Raw genomic sequence first — 18,157 nt, 5'->3', positions numbered from 1 at the left:
TCTTGAAGAGCTTGTTCCAGGTATATGTTTTCGGAAAAGAGGATTAGACAAATGGGAAACGTAGTAAAATTTAAGTATGAACAACTTGACCAACTTTTATTAGATGCATTCATGAAATTTGGTTTCTCTGAAAAAGATTCTAAAATTATTCGTGACGTATTGTTGATGTCCGATATGTACGGCATTCAGAGTCATGGTATGCAGCGTCTTGTTCGTTACCACAAAGGTATCGAAAAAGGTACAATCAAAGTTGACGCTCAACCTGAAGTTGTTTTCGAAACTCCAGTATCCGCAGTTATCGACGGTCATGACGGCATGGGCCAATTGATTGGTCACTATGCAATGGAATTAGCTATTAAAAAAGCTAAAGAATCCGGTGTAGGTATCGTTTCTGCACGTAACTCCAACCACTACGGTATTGCCGGTTACTACGCTAACATGGCAGTAGAAGAAGGCTTAATCGGTTTCTCCTGCACTAACTCCGAAGCTATCATGGTTCCTACATATGCTCGTAAAGCTATGTTGGGTTCCAACCCACAAGCTTGGGCAGCTCCTGCTGAACCTTACAACTTCTTCTTCGATGCTTCTACTACAGTAGTAACTCGTGGTAAATTGGAAATGTACAATAAATTAGGTAAACAATTACCTGATGGCTGGGCATTGAATAAAGATGGTAACCCATCCACTGACGCAGCTGATGTATTGAAAAATATCTCCGCTCACGTAGGCGGCGGTATCATGCCACTTGGCGGTAACACTGAACAATTAGGTTCCCATAAAGGTTATGGTAACGGTATGGTTGTTGAATTGTTCGCAGCTATCCTTTCCATGGGCGGCACTTCCAACCACTGCATGAAAGACGGCAAATCCAATATTTGCCACGGCTTCATGGCTATTAACCCTGCATTCTTCGGCGATGCTGACGCTATCAAAAAACATTTCTCCACTTTCTTAACTGAACTTCGTGAAGCTCCTAAAGCTGAAGGTGAAGCACGTATTTACACTCATGGTGAAAAAGAAGTTGAAGCAGTTAAAGACCGTGAAGAAAACGGTATCCCTGTAATCGACAAAACTATGACTGAAGTTTATGAACTTTGCCAGTACTTAGGTCTTGACTTCAGCAAATACTTCGGCGACTACAAACCACCTGTAGCCGGCGATATGTTCACCGGTAACTATTAATAGACGGCCATTGAGCCCTATTAATAGGAGTCCCTTGACTCTCAGTAAATAATGCACCTAGCACATATAGCGCAATGATGATATTGTGCAGTTTAATAGGAAGGGCAGAGCCTATTAAGCAGTAAGAAGAAGAGCAGCTCGCACGGTAACGTGCGGGCTGTTTTTTGTTGAATCAGGAATCAAAAGAATGCATGCCGGTGATATATGCAACAACTGATACAATATCAGAGGTTTACAATGTTGAGTAGATACATTAAAATAAAACCTTAGCATGAGATTATAGTGGAGAACTATAATTTGAGGTAAAAGAGTTAACTTGAAAAGGAGAGAGCTTTATGAGTAAACGAGAAATCAATGCTGTGTGCCCTTATGACTGCCCCGATGCATGTGGTTTGGTATTAACGGTAGAGAATAACACCGTGTTAAGCGTAAAGGGCAATCCGGATCATGCGTTTACGCGCGGTACTTTATGCCCTAAAATGGTGCATTATGAAGATACAATTCACTCGCCGGAACGCTTGCGGACACCGTTAAAACGTGTCGGTCCGAAAGGCAGCGGTGAGTTTGAACCGATTACTTGGGAAGAAGCAGTGGCAACGATTGCTGCTCGTTTTAAGGACAGTCTACAAAAATACGGTGGCCGGAGTATCATGCCTTATTCCTATGCAGGAACTATGGGGCTGATTCAAAAAGCCGCCGCTTTTCCGCTGTTTGCCCGTCTGGGGGCAGTGCGACATAATCGGGGGATATGCTCGCCGGCCAAAACATACGGGTGGAATATGGTTATGGGTGATACATTCGGCACGCGACCACAGGAAATGAGTCACAGTGACCTTGTTATTCTTTGGAGTCTGAACGCGTTGGCTACAGAAATTCACATCATGCATGATGTGAAGGCAGCGAAGGCACGGGGCGCCAAAGTATGGGTCATTGATATTTACAAAACCACCACTTGTGCACAAGCCGATGAAGTAATCATTACCAAACCGGGAACAGACGGTGCCTTGGCGTTGGGGATTCTTCATATTTTAGAACGGGATAACTTGGTAAATCGTGAGTTTATAGCCAATAATGTTATTGGTTATGATGAACTTGTTAAAGAATCATTACCTGAATATACACCTGAAAAGGTATCCGCCATTACGGGCGTGCCGGCAGCACAAATTGAAGCGTTGGCGCATGCTTACGGCCAGGCAAAAGCACCGTTTATCCGCCTGGGCAGCGGTCTGTCCCGCTATGGCAACGGAGCCATGACCGTTCGTGCCATAACCTGTTTACCGGCCGTGGTCGGAGCTTATGAAACGTTGGGCGGTGGCCTTTTGAGCGACGCGAAGGGCAGTTTTTACGTTAATGATAAAGTTATGTCCTGGGATGTTCATGCCGGCAAGGTCGTGCCGATGGTACCGATGGTTAAACTAGGCGAAATTTTGAACCAGGAAGAAGAGCCAATCCGCTGTCTTTATATCTATTCATCCAATCCGGCGATTACGGCACCAGACCAGAATTTGGTGCGCCAAGGGCTAGCTCGCGAAGATTTATTTACCGTCGTGCATGAGCGCTTTTTGACCGATACGGCTAAATATGCGGATATTGTTTTGCCTGCTACTTCGTCAGTAGAAGCGGATGATATTTATAATTCCTATGGTCATTACACCAGTGCTATAGGTTATAAAGCGATTGAACCGATCGGTGAAAGCAAGTCGAACTGGGACACGATTCGTCTTATCGCTAAAGCAATGGGGATTACGGATCCGTTTTTTGATAAAACAGCTTTAGATTTAATCCACGATACGCTTGACGGGGCCGTTAATGTACCGGCGGAATTGAAAGAGAAATTACTACAAGGCGAACCGGTGGAAATGCCGGTTCCAAATAATTACAAAATGACTTTTAAAACGGCGTCCCATAAGATTGAAATCTTAAATCCGATACTGGCTGAGCCGCTTCCGCGCTATGTTGAGTCTCACAGTGATACGGTGGCAAAAGGTGAGTTCGCCCTTATTAATGCACCTGATTTGCGAATTCTTGATTCATCATTTAATGAACGGGTCTTTGATACGTCGAAACCGATGATGGGCGCGTGGCTTAATCCGATTGATGCGGAGAGACTCGGCGTTGTTGAAGGTGATTTGGTACGCCTTTATAATGAGCAAGGAACCCTACAGATGCCCGTATATTTGGATGAAGGAATTAGCCCTAAAACGGTAGTTTCTTATGGTGTTTGGTGGCAACGCTACTCTTCGGATCCCCGAAACAGCATTAATGCGTTAACCTCATCAAGACTGACCGATTATGCGGAAGGCAGCACTTTTTATGACGTAAAAGTGGATATTACACCCCTATAGGATTAAACTGTCTCCATTTACAAAATAAAATGATGAGTTTTTAGAAGTTGAATGAGAATTGTCAACTTTATGATAAAATGATGATTACACATATTATTCAGTTAAAATGGGCGTTCCGGGGAATTTATGTTTCGGCTTTTTTGATAAGTATATGATGTTTGTTATAAATTTATGCGAAAAAGTAATGAATAAACCGGTAAAAAGTTTTAAAATACATTTGTACAATATGTAAAAACGTTGTATAATCTATTGCAAACCTATTTTAATTGAGAGAGGATGGGGACTTATGAATACAGAAAATGTAAAATTGAGTAATCGAGCTTATATAGCTATAGGCTTGATGTTGTTCGCATTGTTTTTTGGTGCGGGCAATTTAATTTTCCCGGCGTCATTGGGACAACAGGCCGGGGTTAATGTGTGGTGGGCTGTTCTGGGCTTCATTGTGACAGGCGTAGGCTTACCGCTCCTCGGTGTTATGGCTATGGGTTATTCCGGGGCCAAAGACTTACAGGCATTGGCCGGCCGAGTTCATCCGTTATACGGATTTCTTTTCACGGTATTATTATATTTAACTATCGGACCTGCCTTCGCTATTCCGCGTACCGGTACCGTATCTTATGAAATTGCTGTTCGTCCGTTCTTAGCTGGCGGTGGCAGTGATATGTCACAGACGATTTTCTTGGTGGTATTCTTCGTAATATCTCTTTGGTTATCCATTAACCCTGCCAAATTGGTAGACCGTATCGGTAAAGTGTTAACGCCATTATTGTTAATCAGTATCTGTGCTTTGATTGTAAAATCTTTGGTTACACCAATGGGTTCTTATATGAATCCGACTGAATCCTATGCTACCGCAGGTGTTGCGGTTGTTCAAGGTATCCTTGACGGTTATAACACAATGGATGCGTTGGCTTCCTTGGTATTTGCGATTCTTGTAATTGACTTTGTAAAATTATCCGGTGCTAAGACGAAAGAAGAAGTTACTAGTGCTACTTTTAAAGCGGGCATCATCGCCGTTGCTTGCCTTGGTTTTGTATACATTTTCGTAGCTAATTTGGGGGCTACCAGTGTGCAGCAACTTGGCATCTTGGAAACAGGTGCACCTGTATTGGCTGAAAGTGCTAAATACCTCTTTGGCAGTATCGGTGCTTTAATCTTGGCCGTTATTGTATTGTTGGCATGTTTGACAACCAGTATCGGTTTGATCACATCTTGTGCTAAATATTTCCAACGTGTATTCCCGGTTATCGGTTATAAATCCTATGCCGTAATTTTCACCGTTGTATCGTTCTTCATCGGTATGTATGGTTTGAAAACTATCATCGTAGCTGCCATTCCGGTATTGATGTTCTTATATCCGTTGACTATTGCCATCATCGCTTTGGCATTCTTGAATAACACATTCCAAGGTCGTCAATGTGTATATGTTTGGACTATCGGTTTGACCTGTGTAGCGGCCTTTGTCAGCGGTGCTGAAACAGCCGGTGTAAGCCTTGGTGCCTTCGGCGAATGGTTCGCTAATTATGTACCGTTCCATAACGTAGGTATGGGCTGGATTCCATTTACTGTGGTAGGTTTTGTGGTAGGCTTTATCAATAAAGCTTTAGTATCTAAATCGGCCGTAAATGGTGAAGAAAAAACTGCATAATCATTGAATAATGCATTAGTCATTGTTTAGAAATAACAACAAAAGGCAGTCCTTGGGGGGGCTGCCTTTTTTGTGTGCCGGTAACGTTTGCAAGAAAATTAGTCAGAGTCGCGTAGGGAATCTTCCGGTGGAATCGTTTTGGTTATCTTCCGGTGGAATCGTTTTGGTTATCTTTGTAAATAGTGTATAATAGTTAGGTAAAGCCTGGGTAATGTGCGGTTAAAAACTTGATAGTTTGTCATGTAATTTGTTTGATATGGAGTATCAAAGTGTTAATGGCCGGATCCGGGCAAGTAGCGTAAGTAGTATAGGAGGAATTTTGTGATTTCGTTGCGTAGGAAGCCGTTGGCTGATTTGACTGCAGCGGCGGCGGAGAAAAAATTAACCAAAGCATTGAGCGCTTTGGATGTTACCCTATTAGGTTTAGGCGTTATTATCGGGACGGGTATTTTCGTACTTACCGGTATCGGAGCTGCTAATTATGCGGGGCCGGGCCTCATGTTATCATTCGTATTGGCAGCTGTTACTTGTGCCTTTGTATGTTTGGCCTATGCGGAGCTGGTGGCCATGTTGCCGGTTTCGGGCAGTGCTTATACCTACACCTATGCGTCCTTGGGCGAATTCTTCGGCTGGTGGGTCGGCTGGGGCTTGGTCCTTGAATACTCGGTCGGAGCCAGTGCGGTAGCCGGCGGCTGGTCGGCGTACTTGGTGGGCATCTTGCATGCAGCGGGCATCGACTTGCCGAAGGCTTTAACGGCGGTTCCCTATGAAGGGGGCATTGTGAATTTGCCGGCCATGTTGGTGGTGCTGTTCGTTACAGGGCTCTTGGTTCTGGGGATTCGTGAAAGTGCGCGAGTTAATCGCATACTGGTTTTAATCAAAGTGGGTACGATTTTCTTGTTCCTTTTCTTGGCGGCCCCTCATGTGGACCCAATTAATTGGGAGCCGTTTTTACCATATGGTTGGCAAGGCGTCGCAGCCGGTACGGGCATTTTATTCTTTGCCTATCTCGGGGTTGACTCCATTGCGACGGCGGCGGAAGAAACAAAGAATCCTAAAGTGGATATGCCGGTGGGCATCATCGCGTCACTGCTTATCTGCACGGTTTTATATATTGCGGTCAGCATTGTCATGACCGGTGTGGTACCGTATCAACAGCTTGATACGGCGGCACCGGCGTCCTACGTACTTGAATATGTAGGCATGCGAGCCGGTTCGGCTATCGTCGGGACCGGTGCGCTTTGTGGTTTGTCCACGGTGCTCTTGGTTATGATCTATGCGCAGACCCGTGCTTTTTACGCCATGAGTCGTGACGGTTTGATTCCGCGCAGCTTATGCCGCATTCATAAAAAGTTTCACACGCCCCACATTATTACGATGATTGTAGGTGTGGTGGTTTCATTGATTGCGGGCTTCACGCCGATTCATATCGTAGCTGAGATGTGTTCGGCCGGTACCTTGTTTGCCTTCATGTGTTCGGCTCTCGGGGTTATGGTGTTACGTCGGGTATATCCGGATGTTAAACGCGATTTCCGTTGCCCTGCCGTGTATGTGGTAGCACCGCTCGCTATAATTTTCTGCCTCTTTGTATTCTCACAATTATCGGCTCATACTATAGAGCTCTTCGTGGGTTGGAGTGTTTTAGGCTTTTTGGTTTACATGGGCTACGGCCGCAAGCATAGCGTCTTGCTTAACGGTAACCGTGAGGCTACGGAGTCGCTTCAGGAGGCTCAATAATTTAATAAAAGCTTAGTTATGGTGCGCCATGAGTATGTATGCTCGTGGCGCATTTTTGTGTTGTTTATTAGATATGGATTTTTGTCTATTATTTTAAAAAAATTGAAAATTAGTACTTGCAATTTTAAAAATGAAGTGCTAATATAATGAACAACGATACAAGGTCAGTGGACAGTTGGTCGTTGGGATTTTCAGATATCGATTTAAGTTACGTGCCAAGGCACATAAAATACTGTGGAAAGGAGGACAATGTTATGTTAGGTTTAGTCGTGCTCATTATTAGCTTGCTCATTATTATTGACATTATTATCGTCATTAGCCGTGAACAAAACTTAACAGACATCGTCTTAAAAGTTTCCACAAATCATGGCCCTGAGCTCCCCTTGATGCAAGGGAAGGCAAGCTAATAAAGAGCTTGGGCCATAAACCGTATACTGTATTTCGTATATTTGTGAGAGACAAGAGAACATTTAGCCGGATATTTTTAAGACGATTCTTCGGAATCGTCTTTTTTTATTACTAACACGATATTTCAAGAAGATGCCAAAGATTGAATGGCAATTATGAAGTGACATCGTTAATTTTTATTAAGTACCAAGAGCTTAAACTACAGGCGAAGGCCTTGCAAGTTATTCGATTAGGAAAAGGAGCGAGAAACATGCGAAGTGATAATTTTTCAAAAGGGGTGGCAAGAGCACCACATCGGTCGTTACTAAAAGCGTTGGGTTTTGTGAATGAAGAAATCGGCAAACCGGTCATCGGTATCGCCAATTCGTTCAATGAAATCATCCCGGGCCATATGCACTTACGTAATTTGGTGCAGGCTGTGAAAGACGGGATTCGTGAAGCCGGTGGTATTCCCATGGAATTCAACACTATCGGGATTTGCGATGGCACGGCCATGAATCACATCGGCATGAAGTACTCGCTGGTGACACGGCAGATTGTAGCCGACTCGATTGAAGCGACGGCCATGGCTACACCGTTTGACGGGCTCGTGTTCATTCCGAACTGCGACAAGATCGTACCGGGCATGTTGATGGCGGCAGCCAGATTGAATCTGCCAAGTGTTTTCGTCAGCGGCGGAGCGATGCTCGCCGGGCGACATCAAGGCAAACGGGTAGGCCTCAGCGATGTATTCGAAGCGGTAGGCAAGGTAGAAGCGGGGCTCATGAGCGAGGCGGAATTAGCACAGCTCGAAGATACAGCTTGTCCGACTTGCGGCTCCTGCTCCGGGATGTACACGGCGAACACCATGAACTGCCTCACCGAAGCTTTGGGCATGGCTCTTCCGGGGAACGGTACGATACCGGCGGTATACTCGGAACGACTAAGATTGGCTAAGCGGGCAGGACTTCAAGTGATGGAGGTTTTGAAAGCGGATTTAAGACCACGGGATGTACTTACCAAAGATGCTTTTGAAAACGCCGTAGCCGTCGACATGGTGCTTGGCGGTTCGACGAACACGGCCTTACATTTACCGGCAGTAGCCCATGAGGCGGGTGTAAAACTAAGCTTGGATGATTTTAACCGACTCGCTGAAGTTACACCGCAGCTGGCAAAATTATCACCATCCGGTTCGTACTTCATTGAAGACTTGTATGCAGCGGGCGGCATTCCTGCCGTACTTCATCGTTTACAGGAAGCGGGCAAGTTACACGAAGATGCCAAATCCGTAACTTTGGTTACGCAAGGGGAACTTGCTAAAGTAGCTAAAGTGCTGGATGAAGATGTAGTTCATCCGTGGTCCAATCCGGTGTATGAAACCGGTGGTATCGCCGTTCTGAAAGGTAATTTGGCGCCGGACGGTTCGGTCGTTAAAGCCGGTGCGGTGGATCCGGAAATGTTGGTACACAGTGGTCCGGCCAGGGTATTTGATTCGGAAGAAGCGGCTTGCGAAGCCATTACATCGAATCAAATTAAGAAAGGCGATGTGGTGGTTATTCGCTACGCCGGACCGAAAGGTGGACCGGGGATGCCGGAAATGTTGACCCCAACATCCACGATTACCGGCATGGGCCTTGGTAAGGATGTGGCACTTATTACGGACGGACGCTTCTCGGGCGCTACCCGAGGCGCTTCCATCGGTCATATTTCACCGGAAGCGGCGGCCGGGGGGCCGTTGGCACTGGTGCAGGAGGGCGATGTGATTGACATCGATATTCCAAACCGCAGCTTGTCGGTGCGTTTGACGGAAGAAGAAATGGCAAAACGAAGAGCCAATCTAAAGCCTCATGATTCCGGTGCTACGGGTTACTTGAAAAAATATGCTACATTCGTATCGTCGGCAGCCGAAGGAGCTATTGAAAAATATTAAGCGTTTAATAACCGGGGAAGCTACTAAAAAGGCGCGTTAATCGGCAAGACCTGAGAGACCTGGCCGATTCAGAGAAAAGAAGAGAGAGAACATTTTATAAGGTGTGAGAAACCTTTTATATAGAGAAATTGAGAGAGTTTTGACTAAGACCTGAGAAACCTTAGCCATAGCGAGAAAAATCGAGAGAGAACATTAAATGAGGCGTGAGAAACCTTAATATAGAGAGAATTGAGCAAAAAGGATGGGTAGGATGTTAACACTGTATGATTTTATAGAAGTAAGAGAGCGTTTGCAGACGGTAACGGTCAAAACAAAGCTAATACACAGCACGGTATTTTCAGATGAATCGGGCAATGATGTGTATATTAAACCGGAGAATTTACAACGGACCGGCTCCTTCAAATTAAGAGGGGCGTACAACAAGATTGCTAAGCTTACGAAGGATGAAAAAGCGCGTGGCGTTATTGCTTCCTCCGCCGGCAATCACGCACAAGGCGTGGCGCTCGGGGCTCAACGATTGGGGACTAAAGCAGTTATCGTAATGCCGAAGCCAAGCCCGCTCATCAAGATTGAAGCAACTCGCCAATATGGTGCCGAAGTTGTGCTGGCCGGGGAAGTATATGATGAAGCCTATGCCGAAGCGGTTCGCTTGCAAGAGGAAAACGGCTATGTGTTTGTACATCCTTTCAATGATGAAGACGTCATCGAAGGTCAGGGGACAATTGCTTTGGAAGTGCTTGAAGAATTGCCGGATGCAGATATCTTGCTTGTGCCAATCGGTGGCGGCGGCTTAGTTGCAGGCGTAGCGGCAGCGGCCAAATTAAAAAATCCGTCCATTAAAGTAGTCGGTGTCGAACCGGAAGGTGCGGCCAGTGCGGTAGCTGCATTAAAAGCCGATAAAGCGGTGGTGCTTGACAGTGTCAGTACGATTGCTGATGGGGCGGCGGTTAAGCAAATCGGCGATGTGACCTTGAAGTATATTAAAGAGTATGTCGATGAAATCGTCACCGTATCCGATTACGAATTGATGGAAGCCTTCTTGTTGCTTGCGGAAAAACATAAAATTGTCGGTGAAAATGCAGGACTTTTATCCGTTGCGGGGTTAAAGAAACTGAAAGAAAAAGGCAAAAAGGTAGTATCTATATTAAGCGGCGGGAACATCGATGTATTGACTATCGCTTCCATGATTAATAAAGGTTTGGTATTGCGGGGCCGTATTTTTACCTTTTCCGTAAACTTACCGGATAAACCGGGCCAACTGGTAGCGGTATCGGAAATCCTGGCCGGTCAAAATGCCAATGTTATTAAATTGGAACATAATCAGTTCAAAAACTTGGATCGTTTCCACGAAGTAGAATTACAAGTAACGGTAGAAACTAACGGTGAAGAACATATTCGCCGCATTACCGAAGAGTTTGCTAAACAGGGCTACACAATTCGCCGTATTAATACGAGCGAAATAAACGAACGTTAACAGATTTAATTATTTTTAAAGAATCAGTTATGAAAAATTAGTTATACGAAACAATTAAAATAGGTTGCAGTAAATCAAAAAAGAATTATACAGTATTAAATAAAATCTGAGAAAACGTTCGAAGTGATGGCTTGCAAAGACAAGCAAACGATGAGAAAAAATTGAGAGAAATTTTTTAGAAATCTAAAAGAAAAAGTACTGTTTTGAGAAAACAGAGAGAGGATGTGAGCGAATGGGGGACGCCATGATAAACGGGGCGCGCATCGTATTGGAAACGCTTCATCGCATGGGAGTGACCGATTTTTTCGGGTATCCCGGCGGTGCCGTTATCCCGATTTACGATGAGATCTATAAATACCCGAAGCTGAACCATTATTTTGCCCGCCACGAACAAGGGGCGGCACATGAGGCCGATGGTTACGCCAGAGCTACCGGTAAATGCGGTGTGTGCCTCGCGACATCGGGACCGGGGGCGACTAATTTAGTGACCGGGCTCATGACGGCACATATGGATTCCGTGCCGGTGCTGGCTATTACAGGCCAGGTCGGTTGTGCTTTACTCGGTAAAGATGCGTTCCAAGAGTCCGACATTGTGGGGATTACGATGCCGATTACGAAAAATAATTACCTCGTAAAATCAATTTACGATTTGCCTCGCATCTTGCGCGAAGCCTATTATATAGCAACGACGGGGCGGCCGGGGCCGGTGCTCGTAGATATTCCGAAAGATGTTCAGCTAAAAGAGATTACGCGGGATGAATTCGATAAGCTTTATGAAGAGCCCTTCGCTCTCGAAGGCTATGAACCGAATTATAAAGGTCATCCTAAGCAGATAAAAAAAGCGGCCAAGGTCTTGAAAAATGCGAAACGCCCGTTGATTATTGCCGGCGCCGGTGTCTTAAAAGGCCGTGCTTCGGCGGAACTTTTTGAACTGGCTGCAAAAGCCCAAATTCCGGTGACAAATACATTGCTTGGTTTGGGATCATTTCCGGGGAACCATGAGTTATTCTTGGGGATGCTCGGCATGCACGGAACGGCAGCTGCAAACTTCGCTACTGATGAAGCTGATGTAGTATTGGCCGCAGGGATTCGCTTCGATGACCGTATCGCCGGTAATCCGGAAGCGTTTTGTAAAAACGCTACCATTATTCACATCGACATCGATCCGGCGGAAATTGAGAAAAACCGTAAGGTGGATGTGCCGATTGTAGGTGATGTAAAGCAGGTTTTACAGGCGTTGAATAAGGAGCTGAAGATCGGCGAAGACGAGGCTAAGGTGGCCGCCCATGAGGCTTGGCTCACACAGATTAAGGCTTGGCAAAAACAATATGCGTTGCGTTATAACAAGCAACCTGACGGTACTTTGCCACCGCAGCAAGTGTTAAAAACACTTAATGAATTGCTTCAAGGTGATGCGGTTATCGTCACCGATGTAGGGCAACATCAAATGTGGGCAGCTCAGTATTTTACCTATCGGAAACCGAACAGCATCGTTACATCTGGCGGCGCCGGTACGATGGGGTTTGGCTTACCGGCCGCCATCGGGGCGCAAGTGGGGATGCCAAAGAGCAAAGTAGTCCTTGTGGCAGGCGATGGTGGTTTTCAGATGACGGCTCATGAATTAATGATCATTAATCAGTATAAATTGCCGGTGAAAATCGTACTCCTTAATAATTCCTACTTGGGCATGGTACGGCAGTGGCAAGAGCTTTTTAACGATAAGCGTTATTCCTATGTAGACTTATCCTGTAATCCGGATTTTCAAACATTGGCGGCGGCGTATGGCGTACGCAGTGTGAAAATCGAAGGGGAAACAGATTTAAAATCAAAGTTAAAAGCAGCGCTTGATGCGGACGATGGCGTGCTCATCGAATGTGTCGTAGCGCGCGAAGAAAATGTGTATCCTATGATTCCGGCCGGTATGACGGTAGCGGATATGCGCGGTAAGGAAGGGGTGGCTGACGATGTCGAATGAGCATCAAATTCTGGTGATAACTAAAAACACATCCGGCATCGGCGCTCGCGTGCTGGCGCTTTTTAACCGGCGCGGCTATTCCGTGAAAAAAATGACCTCCGGCGTGACGGTTCAACCGGGCTATGCCCGTATGACCCTTACGGTGGATGCCGATTCGGATACACTGGATCAAATCCAAAAACAGATTTATAAAATTATCGACGTAGTTAAAGTGAAAGTATTCCCCAAGACCGATGTGGTACGACGTGAGCTGATGCTGATTAAAGTAAAGGCTGACGACCAGACCCGCTCACAAATCGTGCAGATTGCCAATATTTATCGCGGCAATGTGCTCGATGTGGCACCAACATCGCTCATCATTGAACTGACGGGGGATGAAGAAAAACTACGCGGCTTTATTGATATTATGAAACCCTACGGGGTGCTTGAAATGGCTAAAACGGGCGTGACGGCAATGAGCCGGGGCGAACGATTATAAGCGATAGATTAGGTTAGCCGGGAAGCTGGCAGAGAGAGAGGAACAATTATGGCAGGAACAATCTATGGAGCAACAGTTTATTATGATGCAGATTGCAATTTGGACGCATTAAAAGGTAAAAAAATCACCGTACTTGGTTACGGTTCACAAGGGCATGCCCATGCGCTTAATTTAAAAGAAAACGGCATGGATGTTACCGTAGGCCTTCGTGAAGGCTCTAAATCTTGGCAAGTAGCCGAAAAAGACGGGTTACCGGTTAAAGTGACGGCTGATGCGGTAAAAGACGCTGACGTAGTTATGGTGCTTATTCCTGATGAATTGCAGGCGGAAACCTATAAAAAAGACGTAGAACCGAATCTTAAAAAAGGTGCCTATCTCGGCTTTGCTCACGGTTTTAACGTTCATTTCAAAAAAATCGTACCACCGGCTGATGTGAATGTATTTATGGTAGCCCCTAAAGGACCGGGCCATCTCGTTCGTCGTACCTTCCAAGAAGGCAGCGGTGTACCGAGCCTTTATGCGGTAGAAAAAGATCCGTCCGGTGATACTAAAGAATTGGCTTTGGCGTGGGCGGCCGGTATCGGCGCCGGTCGTGCGGGCATCTTGGGCACAACCTTCCGCGAAGAAACAGAAACCGATTTGTTCGGTGAACAAGCCGTTCTTTGCGGCGGTATCTGCGAATTGATGCAAGCCGGTTTTGAAACCTTGACGAAAGCTGGTTACCATCCGGTTAACGCTTATTTTGAATGCGTTCACGAAATGAAACTTATCGTAGACCTCATCTACGAAGGTGGTTTCCATACTATGCGTAATTCCATTTCCAACACCGCCGAATACGGTGACTATGCAACCGGTACCAAATTAATCACCGCTGAAACACGTAAAAAGATGGAAGAAATCTTGAAAGATATTCAATCCGGTGCGTTTGCCGATGAATTCTTGGCCGATTATAATGACGGCTTCAAGAAATTGTATGCTCGTCGTGAAAAAGCGGCTAATCATGAATCTGAAAAAGTGGGCGCCGAACTTCGCGGCTTGATGAGCTGGATTAAAAAATAAGAATTAAGAATTTAATACTCCTTTAGAGCATATAAAATCCTATGAAAGCAATTTGCGTTCCATTTCGTTTGGAACGCAAATTGCTTTTTTGTTTCAAAAATGAAACGCAAGATGGAACGAAATGTAAAAATACGTTCTAAAATAGAACGAAAAATGGAATGAAAAAATTTGCGTTCTATTTTTCGTTCCATTATAATAGGGAATATAAAGTGGGGTGAATGTATGAAGGAGTCAAAAATATTAGAATATAAAGAAAATACTAATAATAATTTTTTGAAAACGGTTAGTGCCTATGCTAATTTTGGCGATGGGAAAATTATTTTTGGTATTGCCGATGATGGGACTGTTAAGGGTCTCTCTGATTTAAATGGAGATTGTCTGGCTATTGAAAACAAAATAAATGATAGTATTTTACCAAAGCCGGATTTTGAATTGATTGTAAATGAAAAAAATAGAACGATTGAATTATTAGTTAAAGAAGGTGAATATAAACCATATTTATACAATGGTACGGCCTATCGACGTAGTGATACATCTACGGTTAAAGTTGATCAAGTAGAATTGAAACGATTAGTATTAGCCGGAAAAAACATGGAGTTTGAAGATTTACCTTCCTTGGATCAAGACTTAAAGTTTACTTTGCTTGAAAAATTAGTAAAAGAACGATTAAATATTGAAGAGTTTACAACGGATATACTGAGAACGTTGGGCTTTTATACCAAAAAACATGAACTCAATAATGCGGCGGCTATTGTAGCTGATGAAAATCCGTTTTATGGAACGGATATAGTTAAATTTGGCGTAGATATTAATCAAATTTTAAGTCGCCGTACAATAGATAAACAATCGATTTTTAAGCAATATGAAGAAGCGATTGAGTTTTATAAGTTATACTACCGCTATGAAGAAGTTAGAGGCGTAGAGCGGACAGTAGTAGAAAAAATTCCGGAAACCGCTTTTCGTGAGGTCATGGCTAATGCATTGGTACATCGTACTTGGGATATAAATATACATGTTAGAGTAGCTATGTTTGAGGATCGGATTGAAATATCATCACCGGGCGGCTTACCTAATGGCTTGAGCAAGGAAGAATATTTAGAAGGCTATATTTCAAGTTTAAGAAACCCGATTTTGGGAAGTTTATTTTATAGGTTACATTTAATTGAAAGATTGGGAACCGGTATTCGTCGTATTAAAGAAGCTTATAAAGGAAAAGCAATACAACCCCAATTTATCGTTATGGACAACACAATTACGGTTGTGTTGCCGGTAGTAACTGATAGGGAAAGATTAACTGATGATGAAAGGGTTGTATTATCTGCATTTAACGAAAATAGAGAACTAACAACAGCAGAAGTAGTTGAACATTTAGGATATAAGCGTGGTAAAGTAATTCGATTACTTAATTCGTTAATAGAAAAACAATATATTACTAAAATAGGATTGGGGCGAGCTACTCGTTATAAGAGATAAACCGTAGTGAAATAAGTTTAAAAGTATTTATTTTCGCCCTCATATGTTACAATAAAAAAAGCGAAACAATGAGTTTTATTCTTAATCACAACTTATGGGAGGTCGTATGCACGAAATCGTAGTAGGTGGCTTATATCGCCACTTCAAAGGCATGTATTATTACGTAAAAGACATCGCCGTTCATTCGGAAACGGGGGAACCTTTCGTTGTGTATCAGCAGTTATATGGTGAACGTAAGACGTACATTCGTCCGTTGTCTATGTTTGCCAGTCCGGTAGACCATGAAAAATATCCTGATGTAACACAGAAAGAACGGTTTAAACTGATGTCGGGCCGTGACAAAGCATAAAAACACATTTAACTGTATAATTATATGAAATATTAATGTGATGGGAGGCATTGATGAAAAAGAAATTCTTCTTTTTTGACGTTGATAACACGCTGGCTGTTTGGCCGGATGGCATTATTCCAAAAAGTGCTCAAATGACGCTCGATACGTTAAAGGCGAACGGTCATCGCGTAGCCTTGGCGACGGGGCGCTTGCAAATCGATGCGAAACGCTTTGCCGATATGGCGAATGTGCATGACTTTGTGGCTGATGGCGGTAAGAGTGTGACCGTTAATAATGAGATATTATTTATGGAAGGCTTGGATAGAGAAGCGTGCCTTAACTACTTGGCACAACTGGACAGGTTGGGGCTTCACTGGGCCGTAACCGATGTGAATGAATTGGTCCGAGTTACACCGTATGAAGAAGTGCTTAACTGGCATCCGGTTTGGGATGTATGCACGACCAAATACGATCCGAATTTTGACTATCGTAAGGTAGAACATTTTTACAAAATTTATGCCTACATGACACCGGAACAGGAAGCTGCCACCGGCGTCGTTCATATGTCGAATGACATCATTCGCTATGGCAATGATTGTATCTTGTTTGAACCTATGGTTAAAGGGGAAGGCGTGCGTCGCATGATTGCCCATTACGGCATGGAACCGGCCGATGTGGTAGTGTTCGGCGACGGCTATAATGATTTGTCCATGTTTAATCCGGAATGGCTTAACATCGCCATGGGGAATGCCCGTGAAGAGCTTAAAGCGGCGGCTGATTATATTACGGCCGATTGTAATAATGACGGCATTTACGAAGCTTGTAAAAATTTCGGTTGGATTTAAGTTGTTGCTCTGTTGATGCCCATAGGGCCGCGCTTCACAAATGAAAATCGAAGAATTTAAAAATTCCTCTAGCCTAATTTAATACTCTGTGCTATAATGAAATGTCGAAAGTACCGCTCATATTGTTTGTGAGCGGTTTTTCATATATTGGAGGTACAGATGAAGCTGACGTATTTTTATACAAATTGGCGACGTTTGTGCTCGGTTGGTTTGTTGGGGATGACCATGCTCGTAACCGCCGCTTGCGGTACGGCTGCAGGCAGCTCGGCCGACCAAAATACAGCACAGAACAGCCAGACCGGTACCTTGCAAGCACCGACGCTTGATAACACGCCGGTCAAAGATCATTATGCCGTGTTTAACACTACGGAAGGCACGTTTAAAGTTCGTTTATACGGCACTAAAACACCGATTACGGTTAAAAACTTCGACTACTTGGTAAAACAAGGTTATTATAACGATTTAACATTCCATCGCGTTATTGACGGATTCATGATTCAAGGCGGCGATGACGGTAAAGGTGGTCCGGGGTATACTATTCCGGATGAATTTGTAAATGATTTACATTTTAACAAAATGGGCCTTTTGGCCATGGCCAACCGCGGGCCGAATACAGGTGGGGCACAGTTCTTTATCACCTTGGGGCCTACGCCGTGGCTCGATAATAAGCATACCATTTTCGGCGTTGTTACGCAGGGCATGGATGTAGTCGCTAAAATCGGCAAAGTACAGACCGATAAAAATGACAAGCCGTTGGCGCCGGTTGTGATCAAGTCTATTACTTTGGAGCCGATTACGGACACTCAAGGTAGTAGCAAATAGAGTAATTATTAGCTGTAAATAGAGCAATTATTAGCTGTAAATAGAACAATAATAAAGATATTAAAGTAGTGCAAACTGTATGAGGGGAGGCAGTTATGAGTCAATTTTACACATACATGGTAGAATGCGCGGACGGATCGTTGTATACGGGCTGGACGGTTGATTTGAAGCAACGTGTGGCGGCTCATAACGGCGAAATTCCGGGCGGCGCCAAATATACCAGAACACGCCGGCCGGTGAGCCTCGTGTGGTTTACCGCCTTTGAGCGCAAACAGGATGCGCAGTCCATGGAATACCAGGTAAAACGCATGCCGAGGGACCAAAAAAGAGCCTTGGTGGCGGCTTTTAAAAAGGCGAATCCTACGGTAATTGAGGACATTCTTCAAGGCGTTTAAGCGAAGAATTTTCTTAAAATAAAGCTCTTTCTATGGTATAATTAACTGATGTATAGTTTAATAAAATTTTTGATAA

Annotated in this window: 15 protein-coding genes; all 15 read left to right on the top strand. The window is 44.3% G+C overall.

Annotated features, from left to right (window positions below; all coding sequences use genetic code 11):
• The first annotated feature begins 51 nt into the window (after positions 1-51).
• Positions 52-1,182, top strand: a complete 1,131-nt coding sequence (locus tag MXE28_RS04245; protein WP_021840102.1) for an Ldh family oxidoreductase — start codon at positions 52-54, stop codon at positions 1,180-1,182.
• 335 nt (positions 1,183-1,517) lie between these two features.
• A complete protein-coding gene (locus MXE28_RS04240) occupies positions 1,518-3,527 on the top strand; it encodes a molybdopterin-dependent oxidoreductase (protein ID WP_226974492.1) in 2,010 nt (669 codons plus the stop codon).
• Positions 3,528-3,813: 286 nt separating this feature from the next.
• Positions 3,814-5,175, top strand: a complete 1,362-nt coding sequence (gene brnQ / locus MXE28_RS04235) for a branched-chain amino acid transport system II carrier protein (protein WP_247239837.1) — start codon at positions 3,814-3,816, stop codon at positions 5,173-5,175.
• 321 nt (positions 5,176-5,496) lie between these two features.
• Complete coding sequence (locus MXE28_RS04230; RefSeq protein WP_156704382.1) at positions 5,497-6,912, top strand: amino acid permease; 1,416 nt, start codon at positions 5,497-5,499, stop codon at positions 6,910-6,912.
• A 254-nt stretch (positions 6,913-7,166) separates the two neighbouring features.
• A complete protein-coding gene (locus MXE28_RS04225) occupies positions 7,167-7,319 on the top strand; it encodes a hypothetical protein (RefSeq protein WP_021842240.1) in 153 nt (50 codons plus the stop codon).
• A gap of 251 nt (positions 7,320-7,570) precedes the next feature.
• Positions 7,571-9,229: a dihydroxy-acid dehydratase gene (ilvD, locus tag MXE28_RS04220; RefSeq protein WP_156704379.1), complete on the top strand. Its 1,659-nt coding sequence runs from the start codon at positions 7,571-7,573 to the stop codon at positions 9,227-9,229.
• A 250-nt stretch (positions 9,230-9,479) separates the two neighbouring features.
• Complete coding sequence (ilvA, locus tag MXE28_RS04215; protein ID WP_247239836.1) at positions 9,480-10,703, top strand: threonine ammonia-lyase; 1,224 nt, start codon at positions 9,480-9,482, stop codon at positions 10,701-10,703.
• 244 nt (positions 10,704-10,947) lie between these two features.
• Positions 10,948-12,678, top strand: coding sequence for a biosynthetic-type acetolactate synthase large subunit (gene ilvB / locus MXE28_RS04210; protein WP_226981830.1), 1,731 nt, complete (start codon positions 10,948-10,950; stop codon positions 12,676-12,678).
• The gene (gene ilvN, locus MXE28_RS04205) at positions 12,668-13,156 is read left to right on the top strand and encodes an acetolactate synthase small subunit (RefSeq protein ID WP_021842244.1); all 489 of its coding nucleotides are present in this window, start codon (positions 12,668-12,670) and stop codon (positions 13,154-13,156) included. Before ilvB ends, ilvN begins: the two co-directional genes overlap by 11 nt.
• A 48-nt stretch (positions 13,157-13,204) precedes the next feature.
• On the top strand, positions 13,205-14,215 hold the full coding sequence (ilvC, locus tag MXE28_RS04200) for a ketol-acid reductoisomerase (protein ID WP_021842245.1): 1,011 nt from the start codon (positions 13,205-13,207) through the stop codon (positions 14,213-14,215).
• Between the two features lie 222 nt (positions 14,216-14,437).
• The gene (locus tag MXE28_RS04195; protein ID WP_226974497.1) at positions 14,438-15,688 is read left to right on the top strand and encodes an ATP-binding protein; all 1,251 of its coding nucleotides are present in this window, start codon (positions 14,438-14,440) and stop codon (positions 15,686-15,688) included.
• 106 nt (positions 15,689-15,794) lie between these two features.
• Positions 15,795-16,037, top strand: coding sequence for a DUF1653 domain-containing protein (locus tag MXE28_RS04190; RefSeq protein ID WP_021842247.1), 243 nt, complete (start codon positions 15,795-15,797; stop codon positions 16,035-16,037).
• A 53-nt stretch (positions 16,038-16,090) separates the two neighbouring features.
• The gene (locus MXE28_RS04185) at positions 16,091-16,864 is read left to right on the top strand and encodes an HAD-IIB family hydrolase (protein ID WP_021842248.1); all 774 of its coding nucleotides are present in this window, start codon (positions 16,091-16,093) and stop codon (positions 16,862-16,864) included.
• 159 nt (positions 16,865-17,023) lie between these two features.
• Positions 17,024-17,686 (top strand): peptidylprolyl isomerase, encoded by a 663-nt coding sequence (locus tag MXE28_RS04180; RefSeq protein ID WP_021842249.1) that lies wholly within the window; start codon positions 17,024-17,026, stop codon positions 17,684-17,686.
• 95 nt (positions 17,687-17,781) lie between these two features.
• A complete protein-coding gene (locus tag MXE28_RS04175; RefSeq protein ID WP_021842250.1) occupies positions 17,782-18,081 on the top strand; it encodes a GIY-YIG nuclease family protein in 300 nt (99 codons plus the stop codon).
• Positions 18,082-18,157 lie beyond the last annotated feature (76 nt).

The organism is Veillonella sp. KGMB01456 (genome assembly GCF_023051165.1).
In the GTDB taxonomy this organism is placed as follows: Bacteria; Bacillota; Negativicutes; order Veillonellales; family Veillonellaceae; genus Veillonella_A.
This window is presented reverse-complemented; position numbering and strand designations above follow the sequence as displayed.

Bases quoted from the DNA above. Each gene is read 5' to 3' on its own strand.
- MXE28_RS04175 (WP_021842250.1), top strand. From the start codon at position 17,782: ATGAGTCAATTTTACACATACATGGTAGAATGCGCGGACGGATCGTTG.
- MXE28_RS04185 (WP_021842248.1), top strand. From the start codon at position 16,091: ATGAAAAAGAAATTCTTCTTTTTTGACGTTGATAACACGCTGGCTGTT.
- MXE28_RS04190 (WP_021842247.1), top strand. From the start codon at position 15,795: ATGCACGAAATCGTAGTAGGTGGCTTATATCGCCACTTCAAAGGCATG.
- ilvA (WP_247239836.1), top strand. From the start codon at position 9,480: ATGTTAACACTGTATGATTTTATAGAAGTAAGAGAGCGTTTGCAGACG.
- brnQ (WP_247239837.1), top strand. From the start codon at position 3,814: ATGAATACAGAAAATGTAAAATTGAGTAATCGAGCTTATATAGCTATA.
- MXE28_RS04180 (WP_021842249.1), top strand. From the start codon at position 17,024: ATGAAGCTGACGTATTTTTATACAAATTGGCGACGTTTGTGCTCGGTT.
- MXE28_RS04225 (WP_021842240.1), top strand. From the start codon at position 7,167: ATGTTAGGTTTAGTCGTGCTCATTATTAGCTTGCTCATTATTATTGAC.
- ilvB (WP_226981830.1), top strand. From the start codon at position 10,948: ATGATAAACGGGGCGCGCATCGTATTGGAAACGCTTCATCGCATGGGA.
- MXE28_RS04240 (WP_226974492.1), top strand. From the start codon at position 1,518: ATGAGTAAACGAGAAATCAATGCTGTGTGCCCTTATGACTGCCCCGAT.
- ilvN (WP_021842244.1), top strand. From the start codon at position 12,668: ATGTCGAATGAGCATCAAATTCTGGTGATAACTAAAAACACATCCGGC.
- MXE28_RS04245 (WP_021840102.1), top strand. From the start codon at position 52: ATGGGAAACGTAGTAAAATTTAAGTATGAACAACTTGACCAACTTTTA.
- ilvD (WP_156704379.1), top strand. From the start codon at position 7,571: ATGCGAAGTGATAATTTTTCAAAAGGGGTGGCAAGAGCACCACATCGG.
- MXE28_RS04195 (WP_226974497.1), top strand. From the start codon at position 14,438: ATGAAGGAGTCAAAAATATTAGAATATAAAGAAAATACTAATAATAAT.
- ilvC (WP_021842245.1), top strand. From the start codon at position 13,205: ATGGCAGGAACAATCTATGGAGCAACAGTTTATTATGATGCAGATTGC.